Below are 21,922 nucleotides of genomic sequence, written 5' to 3' on the forward strand. Positions count from 1 at the left end.
CGACCGCTACCAGCAGGGCTCAGCCCTTATTCTTTGCGAACTTCGGCTTGCCACCCTTCGGAGGCTTTCCGTCGAATTTCGGCTTATCCTGGAACTTCGCAGCGCCTTCCGGCTTCGGCTTCCCGGGCTTCTTGCTCCACGGCTTCGCATCGCGGTCCGCGGCAGCCCCCTCGGGCTTGCCTTTCTTGAAGTCGCCGCGCGGACGATCGTCGCGGCGACTGTCGAAAGTCTTCTTTCCCTCGTAGGACTTTGGAGCGGCCGGGCGGCTGAAATCCGGAACGCCGCTCAGGCGTGTCACGCGGATGCCCCGCTCCATGGTCTTGTTCGGACCTGTTGCGTGCAGGAAGGCCTCGGCGTTATCGGCCGCGATCTCGACGAAGGTCTCGTCCTGCTGCATCTTGATGGCGCCGATTTCGCGCTTCGTCAAATCGCCGTGTCGGCAGATCATCGGAATGAGCCAGCGAGGCTCGGCATTCTGCTTGCGTCCAACAGACAATGAGAACCAGACGCTCGGACCGAATTCGCCACGGGGAGCCTTCTCGATACGCTCGCGCGGAGCATCGGAATTGGCGCGGGGGCGGCGACGGTCGTCCTGGACGCTGACATCGATCAGGTCTTCTGGCGCAGACTGGTTCGCGCGATAGAGGTTGACAAAAGCATTGGCCAATTTCTCAGGGCCGTGCGTTGCCAGAAGGCGATCGATCAGGCTCTTCTCTTCGTCCCGCGCAGGTTCCTGGAACACGGGGCTGGCAAGCAGGCGCTCCTCGTCACGTACGGTGACGTCCTCGGCTGACGGCGGCCGTGCCCACTCAGCGGCAAGGCCGGCATTGTCGAGCAAGCGTTCGGCCTTGCGACGAGCATTGAGCGGCACGATCAGTGCGCTCACACCCTTGCGCCCAGCGCGGCCAGTACGTCCGCTGCGATGAAGCAAGGTTTCGGGATTGGTCGGGAGATCCGCATGGATCACGAGGTCCAGGCCCGGCAGATCGATACCGCGTGCGGCAACGTCGGTCGCGATGCAGACCCGCGCCCGACCGTCGCGCATCGCCTGCAATGCATGGCTGCGCTCGTTCTGCGTGAGCTCCCCTGAAAGGGCAACGACATTGAAATTGCGATTGTGGAAGCGTGCCGTCAGATGATTGACCGCTGCACGGGTGGAGCAGAATACAATGGCGGTCGTCGCCTCGTAGTATCGGAGAACGTTGATGATCGCATTCTCGCGGTCACTCGGCGCAACGACCAGCGCCCGGTATTCGATATCACCGTGCTGCTTTTCTTCCGTAGCCATGGTGATGCGCACAGCGTTACGCTGGTAGCTCTTGGCGAGCTTCGCTATCGCTGCAGGCACCGTCGCTGAGAACATCAGCGTGCGCCGGTCATCCGGCGATTCTTCCAGGATGAATTCAAGATCCTCGCGGAAACCGAGATCGAGCATTTCATCGGCTTCGTCGAGCACGACGGCTTTCAAGGCAGACATGTTCAGGGCTTTGCGACGGATATGGTCGCAGAGGCGTCCCGGCGTACCGACAACGATGTGCGCGCCGCGTTCAAGCGCCCGGCGCTCGTTGCGGATGTCCATGCCGCCAACGCAGCTGACGATCACGGCGCCGGTCATCTCGTACAGCCACTCGAGCTCTCGCTTGACCTGCAGAGCCAGTTCGCGCGTCGGTGCGATCACCAGCGCAAGCGGAGCGGCTGCGGAAGAAAAACGATCGGAATCGCCAAGCAGCGTCGGCGCCAGCGCAAGGCCGAACGCAACAGTCTTGCCCGAGCCCGTCCGGGCCGAAACGAGCGCGTCCGAAACGACCAGCTCGGGGTCAAGCATAGCATTCTGAACGGGTGTGAGCTCGGCGTAACCGCGTTTCGCCAACGCCTTGGCGATCGCCGGAACGACGCCGTTAAAATCTGTCATCTGTCTGTCTTTCGGAGTTTTCAGGCGCATGGGACGCCAGTGCCAGATCTTGCCGGCAGAAAAGTTGTGCCGTTCCTACTTGGTCACGCGCCAAATGTCAAAGCGGATGTCCGCTCCACAACCACACATCGATTTCCTCGGTCCTTCCACGGATCGACGCGGATATCGGCTCCTGCAGTCGACCGGAGCGAAAAACAACGGCGCTACCACCTGCAGCTTCGACGACAGCGTTGCTCGCGGCGAGTTCCACACGGTTTGCCGCGGCTACTTCCATCAGCCGGCTGGCGACATTGACGGTATCTCCGGTTGCCGTGATCTGCTGCCGGTTGCCGGTGCCGAGCCTCGACGCAACGACGGGGCCGCAATGCACGCCGACCTTGAAGCCGGATTTACGGCCAGACAGCTTGGGGTGCGCGGAAAGCCACTGCCGAAGACGCTCGCAGAGCATGATCGCGCAGGCTGCCGCGCGTGCCGCGTCGTCGGCGGACGGGCGCGGCAGGCCGAACAGAATCATGGCGCCATCGCCCATGAAGCTCGTGATCGCGCCCCGGTGCGCGCGGGCCACCTCATCCACCAGCTCGAAGAAACCGCTTAGCAGTTCGCGGACGTCGGTAACGCCAATTGCTTCGCTCAACCCCGTAAAGCCGGAAAGATCGACGAAGACGACGGATGCCTCTTGCCGAACCGGCTTCGAAAGGAAGGAGGGATCGCGGGCCAGCCATTCTCCCATTCCGGGCGCTTCGATGCGCTGCAGCAGCTCGCTCTGCGCCGCGAAATGGATCGCACGCCGTCGATCGAACCAAAGTTCCAACGCACCGAACAAGAGAAGCGGCGGCAATGTCGCCGCGATCGGGAGTGCGGCGCTGAACCAGTAACCGTAATCGAATGCCAGCAAGTTTATCCCGACCCATAGCACCACGATCGTGGCGATCGCGGCATAACCCGGCGCGCTCCTTCGCCATGCAAGCAGCAGGATCAGCGATATCGGCAGTGCAAGAGCAATTACGCCATCGGTTGTCCGCGTGCTGCGATCCCGCACCATGTTATCGCCGACGATCAGGTGATTGATCGCCGTCGACATCACCTCGACGCCGGGCAATATCGGATCGAACGGCGTCGGAAAAACATCGCCGCCGCCCGTGACGGTGGATCCGATGACGACAACTTTGTCGGTCACGGCATCCGACGACAGCTTGCCGTCGAAGACGTCAGCCGCACTGAAGGTCGAGATCGTTCCCCGTGGTCCATAGAACGTCAACGGCAGGCGCTGCCCTCCATCGGTTGGCAGGTGTCGCTCACCCAAGGCGAGTTCGCCGGGCTCGAATGCCGGATTGACGCCGACCGATAAGGACGCCGCCAGCAGCGAAAAAGACGGGTAAACCCGGTCTGACGCTCTCGAGATCAGGGGGACGTAGCGGGGCGTCCCGGCATCATCGGTCGAGACGTTCACGACACCGACGGCCGCGACGTCGGAGAACCGTGCGAGCGGCAGCAGGATCTTGTCGGCAACGGGGATGCCGGCAAGCGGATCGCCTGCGTCGGATGTCACCGTCTGGGTACTCTTCGAAAATATGCCGGCCGCGGCGATGACGCTTGGCGTCTCGGTCAAGGCTGTAACAAGGGCCGCGTCGCCCTCTTCTGGGCCGGGATCGACCAGCAGGAGATCAAGCGCGATGACCTTTGGCTTCATCTTGCCTACGGCATCGACGAGTCCGGCAAGTTTTGCCCGGGAAAGCGGATAGCCCTCAGCTGCCGCGGTGCGATCGTCGATTGCGATGATGCTGACGATCGGCCGCGGTTGCCGCGCACCCAGCATCGTACTCCTGAGGTCGGTCAGCGATGCCTCGATGCGATCGAGAAAGCTAAGCTTGCCCGCGATATGCAACGAGGTCAGCGATCCGGCCCAGAGCACGGCAACGACGAGGGAAATAGCGACAAGAAGCCGTTTGGCGTGCATGGGCGGCTATTGGCCGAGACGCGCCAGCAGGGCTGCAGCGCGTGCCGGCGGCCAGCGACGCACGGTCAGGACGTCGCTTCCTCGCGTTACGTCAACACCCTCGCCCACGGAGAGCACAACGCGCGCCCCCGAGGAAGGTCGCCCGACGGCGACGCGCCCTCGGACAACGAAGACGGAGGTCGTTCCATTCTTGACATCGACTGCCCAGCGCGTGCCTCGGACAGCGGCGATCGCCTGCGGCGTCACCACCTCAAATCCGCCTCGGCGCCTAGCGCTATCGACATCCACCAGCACCGCCTTGTTTCGCAGGGATACGGCATCGGGTCTGCCGTCCCGGTCGCGATCGATGACATTGAACCGGGCACCGCCCTCGGCGGTGATCGTCGCGCCATCGCAGTGCATGATCTGTCGTGACGTTCCCGCCACGCGCTCCATGGTGCAACCCGGCACCTGTGCGGATGCTGTATCGTGCGCAAGCAGGCTCATGGCGCCGCTGGACGCGAAAACTGCCAAAAGCAATCGGGAGATAAAATGCATACTCGTCACCTCCGTCAAAACCGCGATCGTATCGCTGCCTATCTATGTCGATTGCTGAAGCACGCGCACGAAAACGTCAACGAATATCGGGAGCGATCTACAGTTTAAGCGTCGCCTCTATCGCCGGACCTGTGTAGCGCGCCCTCGGGCGGATGAGATGACCACTCTCTACCTGCTCCATCGCGTGGGCAAGCCAACCGACCGACCGCGCGAGTGCGAAGAGCACGAGTGGCGCATTCTCGGGTAGATCGAAGGCCGCCGATATGGCTGTCAGAGCAAAATCGACATTCACCCCTTCCCCGACGAGCTCCTCTCCCGTTGCGGCAAGTTCCGCGTAACTTGCGGGCATGTTGAACCGGGAAACCAGCGCCTTGGCCCTGATGTCTCCATCCGGATACAACGGGTGGCCGAAGGCCGCGAGCGATCGCCCTTCAGCCAATGCTTTGCGCACAGCTACTCCGGCGCCAACGGCCTTGACCTCCTCGATCAACGACGCAACGCCCTGCCACGCACCGCCATGGAGCGGCCCGGTCAAGGTCGAAAGGCCCGATAGTACCGCAGCGGAGAGCGTCGCACCGGACGAGGCCGTCACCCGGGTCGCGAAGGTCGACGCGTTCAGCTCGTGATCGGCAAGAAGAACCAGCGCGCGTCGTATGCAATCAGCGGCGTCCGGCCTGTGCCAACTCATTGCCAAGCGCTGGTGCAATGGCAGGCTTGTCGAGCCTGGGGCAAGCGCGCCCGCCACGGTCGAGAGGACATCCTGCGCCTCGATCTTCAACACCTTAGGCGACCTGCCCAGTGTGGGAAGATCGCGGGTTGCCCTCTGCCCAAGCAGAAGGAAAGCCTGACCGAGCGACGGCACGCCTTCAGAAATTGCGGCGGGCGCCGTCTCAACGGCAGCAGAGCTCCAGAGAAGCGCTGCCGTCTCTTCCAGTGACGCGTGCTCGGCCCATACAGCCGCATCGCGCCCCCGATAGTAGAGCCGGCCATCCACGATCGTTGAGATGGCCGAGGGTAGCACCGGATCGCCCCATTGGATCGTATCCGCCGCAACCGTCTCGGTTTTGCGCCGGCCGGCGTTTCGTTCCGCAAGCCGCATGACGTCAGCGGCGTTGTAGAGGCTGCGCCTGACGTCAGCGGCATCAGGCTTCGCGCGAATGCGACCACGGCTCACATTTGCATAGAGCGTCTGTGGCTTCGTGCCGAGTTTTTCGAGCGCCTGTTCTGCCGTCAGCCACACGACCGCACCTCACACATTGATCTATTTCATCAAGATTGACGTCAATCAATCTAGGCTCGATCCTTTTGAGCGTAAAGGAGAAACACCATGAAAAACGGCTTGGAAGATGTCATCGCGGCTGAAACGCAGCTCTCGGATGTGGACGGGGAAGCTGGTCGCCTGATCATTCGCGGCATCTCACTCGATGAACTTGCATCGACCGCAACCTATGAAAGCGTTGCCGCTCTGTTGCTCGATGGCTTGACGGAGCGCCCGGTCAGCGAGGCGGAATTGCGCGGCCAACTGGGCTTGATGCGGACGCAGCTCTTCGCTCATGTGCAGTCGCTCGATCAGGATTTGCTCGCCCTGCCGCCTGTCGATGCGCTGCGCGCCCTTATCGCACGTTTGCCGGATGGCGAGGATCTCGACGCGGCCCTGAGACTGCTTGCGGCCCCGGCAGTCTTCCTGCCGGCAATTCTCCGCCTACAGGCCGGTAGCGAGCCCACGGAGCCGGACGCTAAGCTGTCGCAATCGGCCGACATTCTGCGGATGCTCACCGGACGGCTGCCAAGCAAGGAACAGACGTCTGCACTCGACGCCTACCTCGTTGCGATCTCGGATCACGGCCTGAACGCCTCGACCTTCGCCTCCCGCGTGATCGCCTCGACCCGTGCCGGTCTTACCTCTTCGGTGCTCGCCGCGATCAGCGCCCTCAAGGGCCCCCTGCATGGTGGAGCGCCCGGCCCCGTTCTCGATATGCTTGACGCTATCGGCAGCGGGGAAAACGCACGCGGCTGGCTGGCTGAGGCATTGGATCGGGGCGAACGCCTCATGGGCTTTGGTCATCGTATCTACAGGGTCCGCGATCCCCGCGCCGATGCGCTGAAACAGGCGCTGCGCCCACTCGTATCAGCAGGTCAGGTTGATCGACGGCGGATCGAGCTTGCGGAATCGGTCGAGCAGGCAGCGCTGGCGATCCTCCGCGAACGCAAGCCGGACAGGCCGCTCGACGTCAATGTCGAGTTCTACACGGCATTGCTGCTTGATGCGCTGGGCTTCCCGCGCGAGTCCTTCACAGGTGTCTTTGCAATCGGGCGGACCGTCGGGTGGATCGCCCATGCCCGCGAACAAGCCCTGGAAGGTCGATTGATCCGGCCGCGATCGGTCTATGTCGGCCCGCTGCCGCGCGCGGCCTGACGGTTGCCCGCAAAGTGACCCGGCGACTTATCGCCGGGTCACCGTTTCAGCCTTCCACCTCCAGGCCGAGGAATCCGTCGGATTGGCGAGCCCAAAGGCGTGCGTAGATCCCGTTCATCTCCAGCAGATCGTGGTGGCTGCCCTCCTCGGCAATGCGACCATTGTCCAGCACAACGATCCGGTCCATTCGTGCGATCGTCGAGAGGCGGTGAGCGATCGCCATCACGGTCTTGCCCTCCATGAAATCGTAGAGCGTGTCCTGGATCGCCGCCTCAACCTCCGAATCGAGCGCCGATGTCGCTTCGTCGAGAATCAGGATCGGTGCGTCCTTCAGGATTGCCCGGGCGAGCGCGATACGCTGCCTCTGTCCGCCTGACAGTTTCACGCCACGTTCGCCGACATGGGCATCATAGCCGCTGCGGCCCCCCTGATCGCGCAGGCCAGGAATGAAACCATCCGCATGGGCCTTTGCTGCGGCTGCCTCGACCATCGCCTGCGGTAGATCCTCACGCCCGTAGGCGATGTTGTCGCGAACCGAACGGTGCAGCAGCGCGACATTCTGCGCCACCATGCTGAAGCGTCCGCGCAGGCTCTCCTGTGTCACCGAGCGGATGTCCTGGCCATCGACGGTAATCAGCCCGCTCTCCGCCTCGAAGAAGCGCAGCGCCAGATTGACGAGCGTCGATTTGCCCGCACCCGAGCGACCGACAAGGCCCACCTTCTCACCCGCAGCGACATGCAGGCTGACATGATTGAGACCGCCCTGCCGCTTGCCGTAATGATGGCTGACGTTGTCGAAGAGAAGCGTCCCGCCGTCGAGCTGCAGCTCTCTGGCATTGGAAGCATCGGGAATGTCGATAGGCTGGGCGATGGTGCGCAGCTGGTCGCGCGCCGCGCCGGCATGGTTGAACAGCGACGCCACGGCATCCAGCAGCCACTCGGCCATGGCTGTGATACGGAAGCCGAGGGCAATGGCGGCGGCGACCATGCCGAGCGGCGCGCTTCCCGTCTGCCAGAGCACGATCGAATAACCGATCAGGCTGACCATCAGCAGGCTACTCAGGAACACCATGCTGCTGTTGACCGTCACTTCCAGCACCTGCGATCGGATGAAGGCGCGGCGGCTTGTATCGAGATGACGCCTGCTGTCTCGGTCCTCGTCAGGACCACGTGAAAATAGCTTGATCGTGTCGATATTCGAGAAGGTGTCGACCAGCATGCCCGATAGTGCCGATTCCGCTTCCTGGAAGCGCTGCGACGCCTGCCGGATCCTCGGGATCACATAGGCCATGAGCGCGAAATAAAGTGCCACCCAGATGAGTATCGGGATGACCAGCCTGATATCGACCGAAGCCATCAGCAAGAACGACCCCGCGATATAAATCGCAACGTAAGTGATGGTGTGGATGACGGAATAGGCCACGCCGGTGGCGCTGTTCCCAAGTTCCTGAACGCGCCAGGCTATGCGCCCGGAGAAATCATTCTGGAACCATCCGACCGATTGCCGCTTGACATGCCGGAGCGCCCGCCAGCGGATCATTGCCACCGCGTTCGGCCGAAAGATGATATCGTCGAGCCCCTCGTTTAGTACGGCCGCACCCGGGCGGACCACCAGCAGCAGGAAGGCGGCCAGCATCAGCTCGCTGCCATGGTGTTCCCAGAGTTGATCGGGGCGGATGGCGGCCAGCGTATCGACCAGGCGACCGGAATAACCGATCAGCCAGACCTCGAGGACGGCGCCGATGGCGGTCAGCGCCAGGCTTGCGGCGACGATGCCGCCGAGCGGCTTCAGCGTGGAGAGGATAAACGGCCAGACGCGATCAGGCGGCGTATCATCGGCATGAGATTGGAAAGGATCAGTCAGCTCTTCGAAGCGACGAAACATGAAGGCCCTCCATGGGGCAGGATAATGTCATTTGATGATGGACCGAACAGGCAGCCCAAACGGCAACGCTGTTCAGCGGTTGTTTCCGGTGCCGTTGGTTTTCATCAAACGATCTCCCCATGGGTCGCTTCGTGCCGGGAAAGCCCGGCGAATGCCGCAGTTTCTACCATTTCCGACTGTGTCTGTGAACCCCTCCACGCTCGCAGGCCGAATCCTCTCGTCACCCACCTAGATAGTCGGCGAGTTGCTGCAGCGTCTCCCGGCAGCCCATTTCGTTGTCTTCGAGCCGGATGCCCTGCGGAATGTTTTCCGTCACCATCGTCACTTCCGTGCCATTGCCAGCGGCAAGCAAGTGGGTGCTGACAATCATCTCGCCTGCGAAATCGGGATCGGGACTATCGAACGTCGTCGCCCAGACCACGAGCGCATCCGGGATGACCTTCGCAAATCGCCCGGAGAAGCGGTCCGTCTTTTCCGACGTCTTGCCAACCATCTCAGTCTCGTCTTCCGGATAGACCAGAGACATGGAAAACGCGCCGCCCTCCCGGCCTTCGAATTCGTGCACGATGCCGCGCATGCCGCCGGGCGGCAGCCAAGTGGCCACGGCTTGCGGATCAAGGAAGGCGGCGTAGACCGCACATGGCGGGGCATAGATAACGCGGGAGACGGTTGTGCTGCGGGTCGGGCTCATCCGACCCAAAATAGCGGCTGCGGCCCAATTGCAAAGGCCGCCTCGAACTAACGAGGCGGCCCTTGGAAATCAGACTAGGCGGCTCTGCTCAGTTGCCGCTTCAATGAAGCTTGCAAAGAGCGGGTGCGGATCGAGCGGCCGGCTCTTCAGCTCCGGATGGTACTGGACGCCAATAAACCAGGGATGATCCGGATATTCCACGGTCTCCGGGAGAACGCCGTCCGGCGACATGCCCGAGAATACAAGGCCGCAGCCTTCCAGACGATCTTTGTAGTCGACATTGACTTCATAACGGTGGCGATGACGCTCCGAAATATCGGTCGAGCCGTAGATATCGGAGATCTTCGTCCCCTTCTTCAGGGCCGCCTTATAGGCGCCGAGCCGCATGGTGCCGCCGAGATCGCCAGCAGCGTTGCGCTTCTGCAGTTCGTTGCCCTTCACCCATTCGGTCATCAGACCGACGACCGGCTCATCGGTCTTGCCGAACTCGGTCGACGAGGCCTTTTCGATGCCGGCGAGGTTACGGGCCGCTTCCACGACTGCCATCTGCATGCCGAAGCAGATGCCGAAATACGGCACGTTGCGTTCGCGGGCAAACTGGGCCGCGAGGATCTTGCCTTCGGAACCGCGCTCACCAAAGCCGCCGGGCACGAGGATGCCATGAACCTTTTCGAGGTACGGCGCCGGATCTTCCTTTTCGAAAATCTCGGACTCGATCCACTCGAGGTTGACCTTGACGCGGTTGGCGATGCCGCCATGGTGCAGCGCTTCGATCAGCGACTTGTAGGCATCCTTGAGGCCGGTGTACTTGCCGACGATCGCGATCGTTACCTCGCCCTCAGGCGTGCGGATGCGATTGCAGACCTCTTCCCAGGAATCAAGACGCGGCTTCGGAGCCGGCTCGATGCCGAAGGCGGCCAGAACTTCGTTGTCGAGGCCTTCCTTGTGGTAGGCGATCGGCACGTCATAGATGTTGGCGACATCGAGCGCCTGGATGACGGCGGACGGACGAACGTTGCAGAACAGCGAAAGCTTGCGACGCTCGGCTTCCGGAATTTCGCGATCCGCGCGAACCAGCAGGATGTCGGGATGAATGCCGAGTGCTTGCAGTTCCTTGACGGAGTGTTGCGTCGGCTTGGTCTTCAGCTCGCCTGCCGCCGGAATGTAGGGCATCAGCGTCAGGTGGACGTAGATCGCGGTGCCGCGCGGCAGGTCGTTGCCGAGCTGGCGGATCGCTTCCATGAACGGCATAGCCTCGATATCGCCGACAGTGCCGCCGATTTCGCAGATGACGAAGTCGTAGTCGTCATTGCCCTCGATGACGAAATCCTTGATCTCGTTGGTCACGTGCGGAATGACCTGGACGGTCGCGCCGAGGTAATCGCCGCGGCGTTCCTTGTCGATGATGTTCTTGTAAATGCGGCCAGTGGTGATGTTGTCGGTCTTGGTCGCGGAACGCCCCGTGAAGCGTTCGTAGTGGCCGAGATCGAGATCGGTTTCCGCGCCGTCGTCGGTGACGAAGACTTCGCCGTGCTGGGTCGGGCTCATGGTGCCCGGATCCACGTTCAAATAGGGGTCGAGTTTGCGGAGCCGCACCCGATAACCACGGGCTTGCAGCAACGCTCCGAGAGCCGCGGCCGCAATTCCTTTACCGAGAGAGGAAACCACGCCGCCAGTGATGAATACGTATCGCGCCATGGGAGTCACCGGATACCTTTTCAAAAACGATTCCACCAGCCCAAAAATTCTTTTCCAGAACTTTTGGTGCCAGTGCGGGAATCTGAACAAAAGAAAACCGGCAGACCCTGGGGCCTGCCGGCGGTTTATTCTATCTGCCGCTTACTGTCCGCTTGGGACGGTGGCGGGTGCCGGAGCGGCAGGCGTGGTTGCCTGCGGTGCTGCCGGAGCAGTTTGAGTGGACGGAGCCGTTTCAGCAGGTGCCGATGCAGCCGGAGCAGCAGGTGCTGCCGGAGCCGGAGCGGCCTCACCGCCGGTCGGAACGCCGTTGCTGCTCTGTGGTGCCGGAGCCGGCGCCGGAGTGGCGTTGCCGTTCTGGCCGCCCAGCGAATCGAGGATACCGCTACCCTGCCCGCTTGTTGCCGGGATCCGGTTCAGGATATCCGTCGGACGGCTTTCATAGCGCGTCAGGATACCGAGAGCGAGTGACGTGATGAAGAACAGCGTCGCCAGGATCGCGGTGGTCCGCGTCAGGGCGTTGGCCGTGCCACGGGCGGACATGAAGCCCGAACCGCCGCCAATACCGAGGCCGCCGCCTTCCGAACGCTGGATAAGCACGACGCCGACAAGCGCCAGCACGATCATAAGATGAATAACAATCAAAACTGTCTGCATGGGTCCAGTCCTGCCCACACACACGGCGGGCACAAAGCAAAATTCTGGCGCTCTTTACATGAGGTAATCGGCTATTCCAAGCCCTTCAGCTCGGAATATACACGTCTCTAAGCAAGCAACGCCTCGTATGCGCCGTAGATGGCGAGGAAATCAGTGGCTTTCAAGCTTGCGCCGCCGATCAGCGCGCCATCGACGTTCGCGACGCCCATGAGCTCCTTGGCGTTGCTCGGCTTGACGGATCCGCCATAGAGGATGCGCATCTTCTTGCCCGCATCGCCGAATCGGGAAACGAGCTCGGAACGCATGAAGGCATGCGCCTTCTCAACGTCGTCCACAGTTGGCGTGAGGCCGGTGCCGATCGCCCAGACGGGCTCATAGGCGATAACCGTGTTCTCAGGCGTCGCGCTGTCGGGCACAGAGGCCGAAAGCTGGCGCTTGATGATATCAAGGGTCTGGCCGGCCTTGCGCTCGTCGGCGGTTTCGCCGATGCAGACGATCGCAGTCAGTTCAGCCGCGAAGGCAGCTTCGGCCTTGGCACGAACGAGATGGTCGGTCTCGGCATGGTCGGTACGGCGCTCCGAATGCCCAACGATGACGTAGGTGCCAAAGCAATCCGCGATCATTTCAGCCGAAATGTCGCCGGTATGGGCGCCAGACGGGTTCTGGTGGCAATCCTGCGCACCGATCGCAAGCGGGCTGTCGGTGCAAAGCGCGGTGGCGACATAAAGCAGCGTCGCCGGCGGGCAGATCAGTGCTTCTACCTTCGCAGAAAGTGGGCTTTGAACCCCTTCGGCGATCGCCTTGATCTGGTCGAGTGAGGCACGTGTGCCGTTCATTTTCCAGTTTCCCGCCACGAGCGGACGCACGTCAGGTGTCATGCCAGCCTTCCCAAACTTTCAAGTACCGAGCGGCCTTAGCAAAAGCAGCCGCCAATGAAAAGGTTTCGGACCCTTACGTAAGGGAAATATCGGGTTTTTGTCGCGTAAATGCTTAAAATTGGCGGACGATGGTGCCGAAAGTCGTACAGCGGGCCACCCCCACCCCGGTCGTCACACCAAGTCCATCAGGATCCCAGAATCCAGTTCAGCGTACGCCGCCAATCGATCATACGAATCGGCGTGCCGTGGTTGCCGGTCTGGTAAAGTGTGAAATGCGCCGGATAACCTGATTTCAGAAGCTTTTCGAAGAGCGCTTGTTGGTCGGTGGCCGCATAAACAGGATCGCGGCTGCCATGCGCGAACCAGATCGGCAACCTTGCCTTGAACAGCGGACTCTTGGCGAAGTCCGGATCGGTTACACCGCTCATGATCACCATTCCCGTCAGCCGTTTCACGCTATCCGCATCACGGCTGACGCCCCAGCAGATCTGGGTTCCCATCGAGGCGCATGCGAGAACGACCGGTGTGCCGGGAGACTGCGCCGAAGCGTACCGGATCAGTCCCTCGATTGCCGTCACACCATCACTGTCGAAGCTCTTCACCGATGGCGCATAGTAGACGCCACCGTTGCCCGCGACGAGGTTTTTCAGTCGATTGAAGTTTCCGCCGAAGGTGTAGTCGTTCGCGCCGAGCCGGCGGTCGCCGTTCCGACCGTGGATGAAGATGACCGTGAATGCCGCCCCCTTCGCAGGTCCCACCCTGGTGACATCGAGCTTTTGGGCGCCGAACTGCAGGGTTTCGTCGGATTGCTGTTTTTTCACGCCGAGTGAGACGTATTTCTGCTGGGCGCGCTTTTCCGGGATCTGATCGCGGCCATTGATGTCGCGCATCTCGTTGTAGTCGATGATGTCGAAGGCACCGTCGCTCGAGGTCTGTAGCACCGTCTGCGCGGAGAAAAGATCATCCTTGAAGGGCGGCAGATCGCCTGCTGCGCCTGCTCCGGCGCCGATCGCCAGGAAAAAGGCCGCAATTGCAGTGACAATTGTGCAATGACTTGTGGACATTCGCATGCGCATGGTTCCCTGATGTGTCTGGGCGCTTGCCATTCCGCGCCCATCAACGCAAACCATTTCTGAATAGATCCGCCCGGAGCGGCGGCGTCGCGTGTGAAAGTGCTTTCTGGCACAATCTCTGTGATTCGTAAGCGTGACATCAAATGCGGTGAATTTGGGTCAGGCCCGATTGATGGCCGCCCACCAACGATAAAGTTCTGAACGGCTCATGGACGATAGCAACGATCTCTTTTCCGGAATGCCTTCGACGTCCAAGCGCGAAGACGCGCCAAAGGCGGAACCAGCGACAAATGCCGTCGCGGAAACTGCGCCCGCCCCGGCGCCACCGGTACGCCCCACGGCGACTACCGAAGAATATGGCGCATCGTCGATCCGGGTTCTTGAAGGCCTAGAGCCGGTTCGCATGCGCCCTGGCATGTATATCGGCGGCACGGACGAAAAGGCGCTTCATCACCTCTTCGCCGAAGTCATCGACAACTCGATGGACGAGGCCGTCGCCGGCCATGCGAACTTCATCGAAGTTCATCTCGACATTCACGGCTACCTGACGGTCACCGACAACGGGCGCGGCATTCCAGTCGAGAACCATCCACAGGTTCCCGGAAAATCGACGCTCGAAGTGATCATGACGAAGCTGCACGCGGGCGGCAAATTCGACGGCAAGGCATATGAGACCTCTGGCGGTCTGCACGGCGTCGGTGTGTCGGTCGTCAACGCCCTCTCCGACGTCCTCGAAGTCGAAGTGGCCCGCAACCGCAAGCTCTACCGTCAGCGCTTCTCCCGCGGCATTCCGCAGGGCGGACTTGAGGATCTCGGCGACGTTCACAACCGCCGGGGCACACGCGTTCGTTTCCATCCTGATCCGCAGATCTTCGGCGATCACGCCAAGTTCGATGCCGGCCGGGTGTTCCGGATGGCACGCTCCAAGGCCTATCTGTTCGGCGGCGTCGAAATCCGGTGGAGCTGCGACCCGGGCATCGTACCCGAGGGTGGCGAGATCCCTGACAAGGCGGTTTTCCATTTCCCTGGCGGTCTGAAAGACTACCTCCAGGCGACGATGGGAAAAGAGTTCACCGTCACCCGCGAAATCTTCGCCGGCAAGACGGAGAAGACTAGCGGCCACGGCTCGCTCGAATGGGCGATCACCTGGTATGGCGGCGATCCGCAGGTTCACTCCTACTGCAACACGATTCCGACACCCGAAGGCGGCACGCATGAGGCCGGGCTTCGCATCGCGCTGACCAAGGGCCTCAAGGCCTATGGCGAGCTGACGCAAAACAAGCGCGTCGCGCAGATCACCACCGATGACGTGATGATCTCGGCCGTCGGCATGCTTTCGGTCTTCATCCGCGAGCCCGAATTCGTCGGCCAGACGAAGGACAAGCTTGCGACCGTCGAAGCCCAGCGCATTGTCGAAAACGCGCTGCGCGACCCCTTCGACCACTATCTTGCCGACAATCCGAACGAGACGGCCAAGCTTCTCGACTGGGTGATCGAGCGCGCGGAAGAGCGCCTTCGTCGACGCAAGGAAAAGGAAGTCAGCCGCAAGACCGCCGTGCGCAAGCTGCGACTGCCCGGCAAGCTCGCGGATTGCGCGCAGAACACCGCGCAAGGCGCCGAACTGTTCATCGTCGAAGGCGATTCGGCAGGCGGCTCGGCCAAGCAAGCCAGAAACCGCGCGAATCAGGCAATCCTTCCGCTTCGCGGCAAGATCCTGAACGTCGCCAGCGCCGGCCGCGAGAAGCTCGGCGCCAACCAGCAGCTCACCGATCTCGGCCAGGCGCTCGGTTGCGGTACCCGCTCGAAATATCGCGAGGAAGATCTCCGTTACGAGCGCGTCATCGTCATGACCGATGCCGACGTCGACGGAGCTCACATCGCCTCCCTGCTGATTACCTTCTTCTATCAGGAGATGCCCGAGCTCGTTCGCGGCGGACATCTCTTCCTTGCCGTGCCGCCGCTCTACAAAATCACGCAGGGTGCGAAGTCCATCTATGCTCGCGACGACGCGCATCGCGCCGAGCTGATGGAGACGGAGTTCAAGGGCAAGGCGAAGATCGAAATCAGCCGATTCAAAGGCCTCGGCGAAATGCTGCCGGCGCAGCTCAAGGAAACCACGATGGACCCCCGCAAGCGTACGCTGCTCCGGGTACTGATCGACGAGGTGGATTTCGAAGGCACGCGGACCGCAGTCGACGATCTGATGGGAACGAAGCCGGAAGCACGCTTCCGCTTCATTCAGGATCGTGCCGCCTTCGCGGAAAATCTCGACATCTGATCTGAGGCTCAATCGAGCCTGATATCGATCTCCGTCTTGATCGAGTTTGCGATGAAGCAGAGGTCATGCGCCTGATGGTGCATCTTCTCTTCTTCCTCGCGGCTCGGCGCTAGGGCCGTATACAGAACTTGTGGCCGCAGTTCGATGCGACTGACCATCGTGCGCCCTTCGACCGTCTCCATTTTCCCGATCGCATCATCGATGTAGCTCTCGACACCGATGCGCTTCTTCGACGCCAGCCAAAGATAAAACAGCATATGGCAGCTTGACACCGCCGCGACGAACGCCTCTTCCGGGTCGACGTTCTCGGCAATGGAGAAAGGCAAAGGCACATTGTGCGGAGATGCCGATGCCGGAATAGTCAACCCGCCATCGAAGGACCAACTATGGCCCCGGCTGTAGCGCCCGTCGACGAAGCTGTCGTCACCGCGTTGCCACGCAATCTTGGCTGAAAACGATGTCATGTCTTGCTCTCCTTCATCACAAGCGGTGCCGTGGTCTGCCGCAGGTGTCGGTCCAACGCATCGCTTGCCGCGGCAGCGTCTCCTCGCGCGCAGGCATCAATGATCGCATTATGGTCGGCATAAAGGATCGGACGCTCCGCTGAGCCCTTGGGCTGGCGTGAATAGGCGCGCCGCGATTCGCGCCTGAGATCGTCGATCATGCCGAGAAGGCGTGCGTTTCCGCCGCGACCGTAGAGCGTTCGATGAAAGGCCAGATCCAGCTCTTCCAGAATAGCCGGCTCGTCCTCTTCGATCAGATCCTCGTTCAAGCGGCGAGCCTTGCGGAGATCGCTTTCCGTCATCGCTGCAATCGCGCTGCGCAAGGCCGCGCATTCAAGAAGCGAACGAACCTCGACAAGTTCGCGCACCTGGTCGGCATCCAATCCCGCAACGGCGAGGCTCCGATCGGGTCGCCGATCGAGCAGGCCCGATTCCAAAAGCCTGTCCAGCGCCTGCCGCACCGGTTGCCGGCTGACCTTGAAACGTTCGGCCAAGGCCTCCTGCTTCAGGACCGCGCCAGGCGGCAGCAAGCCATTCTCTATTTCACGCCTCAGCGTGGCCAGCACATCATTTGTATCCATGGATCCAAACTATTGCCATTCATAAAACTTTGCAACGCTACTGCAGGGGTTTTGTCATACTCATTGCTGAAACTGCGCTTAGAAGAGCCTAGGCAAACCGTCGGGGAAGCTGCGGCGCCGGCCATTAATCGCACCCGCCGCTTGCGTCGGGGGCGTCCATGGCCCATATCCATAGTCAATAATCGGGGGAAAAAGACGACGTGAGCCTTCAGAATCAAAATGCCCAGCGCGAGTCTCGGTGGATCGGCCCTTCAAGCCCGGCACGTACACCCTTGATACCTTCGATCTCGGCTGCCCGTTGGCTCCTGATCCTGATTGTCGCCGCAGGCGTCTATTTCTTCTACGGTTTTCTCGTCCCCGTACTGGCTGCCCTTGTCATCGGTTTTGCAAGCTGGCCGCTTTACCGGCGACTGCTTGGCAATGTCGGCGGCAACACCACGGTCGCGGCCACGATTGCAATCATTCTCATCGTCACCTTTCTCGTTATTCCGATCGTCATCGCAGTCAGTTACACGACGGGCGAAGTGCGCGAATGGGTCGGCTGGCTGATCCATGCCAACCGGTTCGGCGCCCCAACGCCGCAGTGGATCTCCGCCCTGCCCTTGGCAGGTCCTTATCTCGATGAGTTGTGGACGAAGTACATCGGCAGCCCCGGCACGATGGGAGAGTTCATCCAGGCCGTCAGCGGCGCCAATATCGGCAATATCTATCGTGCGGTTCTGGCCGCCGGCGGCGGAGCGTTTCATCTCCTGCTGACGCTGCTCTTCATGCTGATTGCGCTCTTCTTCGTCTATCGTGACGGCTCGGCGTTCTCGCGCCAGATCGACATGCTGGGCGAACGGATTCTGCCCAACCGTTGGGAGCGCATTTCCAGGGTCGTGCCGGCGACGATCAGTTCAACGGTCATGGGCATGACGCTGATCGCCATTGGTGAAGGCATCGTGCTCGGTGTCGCCTACTGGGTTGCCGGCGTTCCTTCGCCCGTGACTCTCGGCGTGCTCACCGGCGTCATGGCTCTGATCCCCGGCGGGGCGCCGTTGTCGTTCACGCTGGTATCGATCTATCTGCTCGCAAGCGGCTCACATGTTGCCGGTATCGGGCTTTTCGTATGGGGCACGGTGGAGCTGTTCATCGTCGATAAGACGCTGCGCCCCAAGCTCGTTGGCGGTCCGATCAAGTTGCCGTTCCTGCCCACGTTTTTCGGCCTCGTCGGCGGCGTTAAGACCATGGGTTTCCTGGGTCTCTTCATCGGTCCCGTTCTGATGGCGCTGCTCGTCGCAATCTGGCGCGAATGGATGCATGAGGTGCGCACCTCCGACCAGAGCCAAGCGGGACCGCAGATCATTATCGATGAGCAGCCTCCGGCAACGCCGCCGCGCGCAGCGGAAGGCTGATTAGGCCAACCGCTTTTCCATGAAGATGCTGAGCGGATCTTGAAGATAGCTGCCGAACGGCTCGATCTCGACATAGCCGTACTTGCGGTACAATCCGATCGCTTCCGGTTGATAGATGCCTGTTTCCAGCTGGATTGCAGCCAACTGTCTGTCAGCCGCGATCGCCTCAAGGGCATTCATCAGGCTGCTCGCGACCTTCAATCCGCGCGCTTGCGGATCGACGAACATCCGCTTGATCTCGGCCGTGCCGTCGCCGGCCTCCACCAGCGCACAGCAACCGACGATCGCACCGGCATTGCGGGCAACCAGAAAGTTGACCGTCGGCTTCTCGAGCGTCGATAGGTCGACAAGATGGTTGCTCTCCGGCGGGTATAGCGACTGCGCGTAGGCGTCGGACATCTCCAAAAGACGGATCACGCCTTCCTGTCGCGGCTGTTCGACGGCGATCGTTATTGTCACGGCGCTTCCTGCTCTTGCTCTGCTAAGGCCTGCAGCACCGCATGACAAAACGTTAATGCGGCCAGCCATCTTTTGGTTGAAATTCCTGCCTCTAAGGCTTCATCGTTTTCATTATTGCAAAGGCGTGAACATGCAAGCTGTTCTGATCGCAATGACTATTCTCGGCTGCAACGACGCCGTCACGCAATGCAATTACGTTGCAACGGTGGAGAAGCATTGGGAGAGCGTCGCGCTTTGCGACGCAGAGTCGGAGCGGCAACTGAAGCACTACACCAATATCAGCTACCCGACCGTGATTGCCGTCTGCGAACCTCCGAAGCCGGAAGCCGCTCCTTCGAAGGAGGCGGCAGTCCCAGCGGTCCCTGCCCCTGGCAATACTGCGCCGGAGCCGGAGAAGGGCCTCTCAGCCTTTGCCAGCGATATCGCGGGGAAGGTCCGATCTCACCTGCCGTCCGGTCATTCGATGAAGTCCGCCATTACGGCGCCGGTGCACTTCGTGTCGGACAGCTATTCCTGGGTCGTCAAGAAGATCGGCGACTAGGCTGCAGCCAGGCAGGTCAGCTGCGCGTAGCCACGCGCGGTCTGCCGCTGCTCGGCAAGGTGCAGTCGTTCGACCATATCAAGCAGTTCCTGCACGGCGCCGTGCGATGTGCGGCGGTCGCGGAAAAGATCCAGCAGATGGCCGCATACGGTCGCAAGGATGGTTCCTGACGGCCGGCGCGATGCCTCGCGCCAAAGGAAGGTCGCCTCGACGAAGATCGTGCTGATCTCCCGCGTCAGGCCGGCGGACTCATACAAAGCACGAACCGCATGCATCCGTCCGGTCGCGAGAATGGAACGGACGCGTCGCTCGTCGCAACCCGTCAGATCCACGATCGCGCAGGCAAATACCTCGACCTTGCCGGAGCAGAGAACATGCATGAGAAACGACGGCGTCATGCGCCCGCTTCTCCTGAGATGCTCGACGAGATCGGGAATATCCCTCGACGGAATGTCTCCGGCAATCGAGACGACAGCCGCCTCAGCGGCTTCACGCACGACCGATTGCAGGCGTTGTTCGCCAACAACAGCCTGGGCAAAGGGCAACGAAACCAGAGCGGCGCTCACGTGCTGTGCCAGTAATTGCCGTGCGTCGGCCGGGAGATCCGTGCGCTCCAGCAACAGATTGCGAACTTCTGGTCGGTCACCCTGGCGCTCGGCTATGCGCTTCAGCGAATAGGATGCGATCGCCGCGCCTTCATTTTCCAGCAGGCACAGCAAGTCTTCCTCATCACCGATTTCAGCCAACGCGGCCGATACAGGTCGGGAAACGGTTGCGCGCGCGGCGATCATCATGCGGGTCGCGATGCTGCCGCGGGCGGCCAGATCAACAAGGTCTCCGTCGGAAAGCAGTGGCGAACATGTGATCGCATGGCAGGCGACTTCGGGCTGGTCTCCAGCCAGTGACAGCACCACGGTCCGGGGCGCGTCAGCAGACCATGCAACGGCCTCTGCAAGGGCAAGGCGGACTTTCGGCGATGGGTCATCAAGCAGGAAGGTCATCGCCATCTCTGCGGCGGCCCGCTCTTCCCGCGACATGGCGGACTGAAGATAGGCTCGCCCGAGAGCGTTGGCCGCTCGGGCGCGATCTCCGGCCTTGGCGGTTTCAACCCAACGAAGAAAAGCCTCTACGATCACCGCGAACCCCAATTCTCAAGCGCGATTCCCTCACGCTCCAATCGTGACGATCAAGGTAGCGGCAAAAAGTTTATGATTGGTTCACCATATCCTTTAACGGTTACAGCTGCGGCCTGAACATCTCGAAGACGTCGCTGCCTTCGCTGTAATCCATATAGCCCATGCGGGCGATGGGCCGCGCAATGGCCATATCCAGGCGGCCGTCGACGATGATTGCTTGATCGATGTGAATGCCGACCACCTCACCGAAAACCATGACGTTCTCCGAGGCCTCACCGCTGAGTGACTTCGGCACGATGATCTCCGTCACCTTGCATTCAAGGACCGCAAATGCCTCCGCGACATAGGGCGCATCGACGATCTGCCCCTTCGTCGCCGTCAAACCCGACAGTTCGAACTCGTCGACGCCGTAAGGAACCGCTGCCGAAGAGATGTTCATCTTCTCGACCAGGTGGCGGCTGACGAAATTGCAAGTGAATTCACCCATCTCGGCAGCATTCCGCTGGCTGTGCTTGCGGCCGCTCGACGAGAACATCACAAGCTTCGGTCGATCCGACACGGCGTTGAAGAACGAATAGGGAGCAAGGTTCATCGACCCATCCTCACCCCTGCTGCCGATCCAGCCGATCGGACGCGGCGACACGATCGCCTTGAACGGATCGTGCGCCAGCCCGTGGTCGTTCGTCCGGGTGGTATAGAACATCAAGCCTCTCCGCCGACCCAGGTCACGGTCTCAGCTGTTTCGGGGCGCGGACGTTCAACGGCGGGGAACGTCGTCGAGCCGATATGAATGAAGCCCGCGACCTTCTCGCCTGGCTGCACGCCGAGCACCGGATAGGCTCTCTCATCGTAGGCGAACCACTCGGTCAGCCAGTTGGCCACCCAGCCGTGAGCGTTGGCGGCGAAGATCGTGTTCAGGCATACGGCGCCAGCTGACATCAGCTGCTCCCATTCCGGGATCTTGATGTGCGGGCCGGCCTTGCTTACGACCGCAACGACGACGGGAGCGCGGGTCAGACGCGTACGCTCCACCTGCACCATTTCGTCGGACAGTTCAGGCTTGGCCTGCACTGCGAGCTTCAGCAACTCCTCGCTGATGCGAGCGCGCTCTTCGCCCCGATAGACGATGAAGCGCCAGGGGGCCAACTTGCCATGATCGGGAACGCGCGATGCAACACGCAGGATTTCCTCGATCTCTGCCTTCTCCGGTCCCGGCTCGCACATCTGGAAAGCAGGAATGGAACGGCGAACGCCGAGATAGTCGATCAGCTTGATGTCGGATTTCATACGGAAAAAACTCTCATTTTCACGGCAGAGCGAGATGGGTCT

General features: G+C 61.3%; 20 protein-coding genes. 4 read left to right on the plus strand and 16 right to left on the minus strand.

What is annotated here, in order from left to right; genetic code table 11:
- Window positions 1–19: 19 nt before the first annotated feature.
- The 4 genes from ASE04_RS17140 to ASE04_RS17155 all read right to left on the minus strand — a co-directional run bounded on the left by ASE04_RS17140 (window position 20) and on the right by ASE04_RS17155 (window position 5,646).
- Window positions 20–1,912, minus strand: coding sequence for a DEAD/DEAH box helicase (locus tag ASE04_RS17140; RefSeq protein ID WP_056819381.1), 1,893 nt, complete (start codon window positions 1,910–1,912; stop codon window positions 20–22).
- 97 nt (window positions 1,913–2,009) lie between these two features.
- Window positions 2,010–3,869, minus strand: coding sequence for a CHASE2 domain-containing protein (locus ASE04_RS17145; RefSeq protein ID WP_056819383.1), 1,860 nt, complete (start codon window positions 3,867–3,869; stop codon window positions 2,010–2,012).
- A 6-nt stretch (window positions 3,870–3,875) separates the two neighbouring features.
- A complete protein-coding gene (locus ASE04_RS17150; protein ID WP_443216881.1) occupies window positions 3,876–4,397 on the minus strand; it encodes a FecR domain-containing protein in 522 nt (173 codons plus the stop codon).
- Window positions 4,398–4,503: 106 nt separating this feature from the next.
- Window positions 4,504–5,646 carry a citrate/2-methylcitrate synthase gene (locus ASE04_RS17155; protein ID WP_056819386.1) on the minus strand — a complete coding sequence of 381 codons (1,143 nt, stop codon included), beginning with the start codon at window positions 5,644–5,646 and terminating at the stop codon, window positions 4,504–4,506.
- Between the two features lie 87 nt (window positions 5,647–5,733).
- Between ASE04_RS17155 and ASE04_RS17160 the strand changes: the two genes are divergently transcribed.
- Complete coding sequence (locus tag ASE04_RS17160) at window positions 5,734–6,822, plus strand: citrate synthase/methylcitrate synthase (RefSeq protein ID WP_056819388.1); 1,089 nt, start codon at window positions 5,734–5,736, stop codon at window positions 6,820–6,822.
- Between the two features lie 46 nt (window positions 6,823–6,868).
- Here the strand turns inward: ASE04_RS17160 and ASE04_RS17165 are convergent, their stop codons facing one another.
- The 6 genes from ASE04_RS17165 to ASE04_RS17190 form a co-directional block, all read right to left on the minus strand.
- Window positions 6,869–8,707: an ABC transporter ATP-binding protein gene (locus tag ASE04_RS17165; RefSeq protein ID WP_056819390.1), complete on the minus strand. Its 1,839-nt coding sequence runs from the start codon at window positions 8,705–8,707 to the stop codon at window positions 6,869–6,871.
- A 220-nt stretch (window positions 8,708–8,927) separates the two neighbouring features.
- A complete protein-coding gene (locus ASE04_RS17170; RefSeq protein WP_056819392.1) occupies window positions 8,928–9,398 on the minus strand; it encodes an SRPBCC family protein in 471 nt (156 codons plus the stop codon).
- Between the two features lie 69 nt (window positions 9,399–9,467).
- A complete protein-coding gene (locus tag ASE04_RS17175; protein ID WP_056819394.1) occupies window positions 9,468–11,096 on the minus strand; it encodes a CTP synthase in 1,629 nt (542 codons plus the stop codon).
- Window positions 11,097–11,237: 141 nt separating this feature from the next.
- Complete coding sequence (gene secG / locus ASE04_RS17180; protein WP_056819396.1) at window positions 11,238–11,750, minus strand: preprotein translocase subunit SecG; 513 nt, start codon at window positions 11,748–11,750, stop codon at window positions 11,238–11,240.
- Between the two features lie 107 nt (window positions 11,751–11,857).
- Complete coding sequence (gene tpiA / locus ASE04_RS17185; RefSeq protein ID WP_056819398.1) at window positions 11,858–12,628, minus strand: triose-phosphate isomerase; 771 nt, start codon at window positions 12,626–12,628, stop codon at window positions 11,858–11,860.
- A gap of 185 nt (window positions 12,629–12,813) precedes the next feature.
- Window positions 12,814–13,698 (minus strand): phospholipase, encoded by an 885-nt coding sequence (locus ASE04_RS17190; protein ID WP_056820402.1) that lies wholly within the window; start codon window positions 13,696–13,698, stop codon window positions 12,814–12,816.
- 211 nt (window positions 13,699–13,909) lie between these two features.
- Between ASE04_RS17190 and parE the strand changes: the two genes are divergently transcribed.
- Window positions 13,910–15,979 (plus strand): DNA topoisomerase IV subunit B, encoded by a 2,070-nt coding sequence (gene parE, locus ASE04_RS17195; RefSeq protein ID WP_056819400.1) that lies wholly within the window; start codon window positions 13,910–13,912, stop codon window positions 15,977–15,979.
- Between the two features lie 8 nt (window positions 15,980–15,987).
- Here the strand turns inward: parE and ASE04_RS17200 are convergent, their stop codons facing one another.
- Window positions 15,988–16,443, minus strand: coding sequence for an OsmC family protein (locus ASE04_RS17200; RefSeq protein ID WP_056819402.1), 456 nt, complete (start codon window positions 16,441–16,443; stop codon window positions 15,988–15,990).
- Window positions 16,440–17,063 (minus strand): GntR family transcriptional regulator, encoded by a 624-nt coding sequence (locus tag ASE04_RS17205; protein ID WP_056819404.1) that lies wholly within the window; start codon window positions 17,061–17,063, stop codon window positions 16,440–16,442. The genes ASE04_RS17200 and ASE04_RS17205 overlap by 4 nt, the downstream gene beginning before the upstream one ends.
- Before the next feature lie 200 nt (window positions 17,064–17,263).
- Here ASE04_RS17205 and ASE04_RS17210 point away from each other — a divergent pair, with 200 nt between their 5' ends.
- Window positions 17,264–18,457 (plus strand): AI-2E family transporter, encoded by a 1,194-nt coding sequence (locus ASE04_RS17210; RefSeq protein ID WP_056819406.1) that lies wholly within the window; start codon window positions 17,264–17,266, stop codon window positions 18,455–18,457.
- Here ASE04_RS17210 and ASE04_RS17215 read toward each other — a convergent pair whose 3' ends face one another.
- Window positions 18,458–18,916 carry a GNAT family N-acetyltransferase gene (locus tag ASE04_RS17215; protein ID WP_056819408.1) on the minus strand — a complete coding sequence of 153 codons (459 nt, stop codon included), beginning with the start codon at window positions 18,914–18,916 and terminating at the stop codon, window positions 18,458–18,460. It abuts the gene before it with no gap.
- Window positions 18,917–19,046: 130 nt separating this feature from the next.
- On the opposite strand from ASE04_RS17215, the gene ASE04_RS17220 reads away from it, so the two are divergent.
- Window positions 19,047–19,457: a hypothetical protein gene (locus ASE04_RS17220; protein WP_056819410.1), complete on the plus strand. Its 411-nt coding sequence runs from the start codon at window positions 19,047–19,049 to the stop codon at window positions 19,455–19,457.
- On the opposite strand, the gene ASE04_RS17225 is transcribed toward ASE04_RS17220, so the two are convergent.
- From ASE04_RS17225 to ASE04_RS17235, 3 genes are all read right to left on the minus strand, one after another.
- Entirely contained in the window at window positions 19,454–20,593 is a 1,140-nt protein-coding gene (locus ASE04_RS17225; protein WP_056820406.1) for a DUF2336 domain-containing protein, read from the minus strand. The two genes, ASE04_RS17220 and ASE04_RS17225, sit on opposite strands and share 4 nt — an antisense overlap.
- Before the next feature lie 100 nt (window positions 20,594–20,693).
- Window positions 20,694–21,296 (minus strand): flavin reductase family protein, encoded by a 603-nt coding sequence (locus tag ASE04_RS17230; RefSeq protein ID WP_056819413.1) that lies wholly within the window; start codon window positions 21,294–21,296, stop codon window positions 20,694–20,696.
- On the minus strand, window positions 21,296–21,880 hold the full coding sequence (locus ASE04_RS17235; RefSeq protein WP_056819415.1) for a nitroreductase family protein: 585 nt from the start codon (window positions 21,878–21,880) through the stop codon (window positions 21,296–21,298). Before ASE04_RS17235 ends, ASE04_RS17230 begins: the two co-directional genes overlap by 1 nt.
- Between the last annotated feature and the right edge of the window lie 42 nt (window positions 21,881–21,922).

The organism is Rhizobium sp. Root708 (genome assembly GCF_001429725.1).
Classification (GTDB): domain Bacteria; phylum Pseudomonadota; class Alphaproteobacteria; order Rhizobiales; family Rhizobiaceae; genus Rhizobium.

Coding starts and splice junctions, on each gene's coding strand:
- secG (WP_056819396.1), bottom strand. CDS start 11,750: ATGCAGACAGTTTTGATTGTTATTCATCTTATGATCGTGCTGGCGCTT.
- ASE04_RS17235 (WP_056819415.1), bottom strand. CDS start 21,880: ATGAAATCCGACATCAAGCTGATCGACTATCTCGGCGTTCGCCGTTCC.
- ASE04_RS17165 (WP_056819390.1), bottom strand. CDS start 8,707: ATGTTTCGTCGCTTCGAAGAGCTGACTGATCCTTTCCAATCTCATGCC.
- ASE04_RS17175 (WP_056819394.1), bottom strand. CDS start 11,096: ATGGCGCGATACGTATTCATCACTGGCGGCGTGGTTTCCTCTCTCGGT.
- ASE04_RS17230 (WP_056819413.1), bottom strand. CDS start 21,296: ATGTTCTATACCACCCGGACGAACGACCACGGGCTGGCGCACGATCCG.
- ASE04_RS17200 (WP_056819402.1), bottom strand. CDS start 16,443: ATGACATCGTTTTCAGCCAAGATTGCGTGGCAACGCGGTGACGACAGC.
- parE (WP_056819400.1), top strand. CDS start 13,910: ATGGACGATAGCAACGATCTCTTTTCCGGAATGCCTTCGACGTCCAAG.
- ASE04_RS17190 (WP_056820402.1), bottom strand. CDS start 13,698: ATGCGAATGTCCACAAGTCATTGCACAATTGTCACTGCAATTGCGGCC.
- ASE04_RS17160 (WP_056819388.1), top strand. CDS start 5,734: ATGAAAAACGGCTTGGAAGATGTCATCGCGGCTGAAACGCAGCTCTCG.
- ASE04_RS17140 (WP_056819381.1), bottom strand. CDS start 1,912: ATGACAGATTTTAACGGCGTCGTTCCGGCGATCGCCAAGGCGTTGGCG.
- ASE04_RS17220 (WP_056819410.1), top strand. CDS start 19,047: ATGCAAGCTGTTCTGATCGCAATGACTATTCTCGGCTGCAACGACGCC.
- ASE04_RS17145 (WP_056819383.1), bottom strand. CDS start 3,869: ATGCACGCCAAACGGCTTCTTGTCGCTATTTCCCTCGTCGTTGCCGTG.
- ASE04_RS17170 (WP_056819392.1), bottom strand. CDS start 9,398: ATGAGCCCGACCCGCAGCACAACCGTCTCCCGCGTTATCTATGCCCCG.
- ASE04_RS17205 (WP_056819404.1), bottom strand. CDS start 17,063: ATGGATACAAATGATGTGCTGGCCACGCTGAGGCGTGAAATAGAGAAT.
- tpiA (WP_056819398.1), bottom strand. CDS start 12,628: ATGACACCTGACGTGCGTCCGCTCGTGGCGGGAAACTGGAAAATGAAC.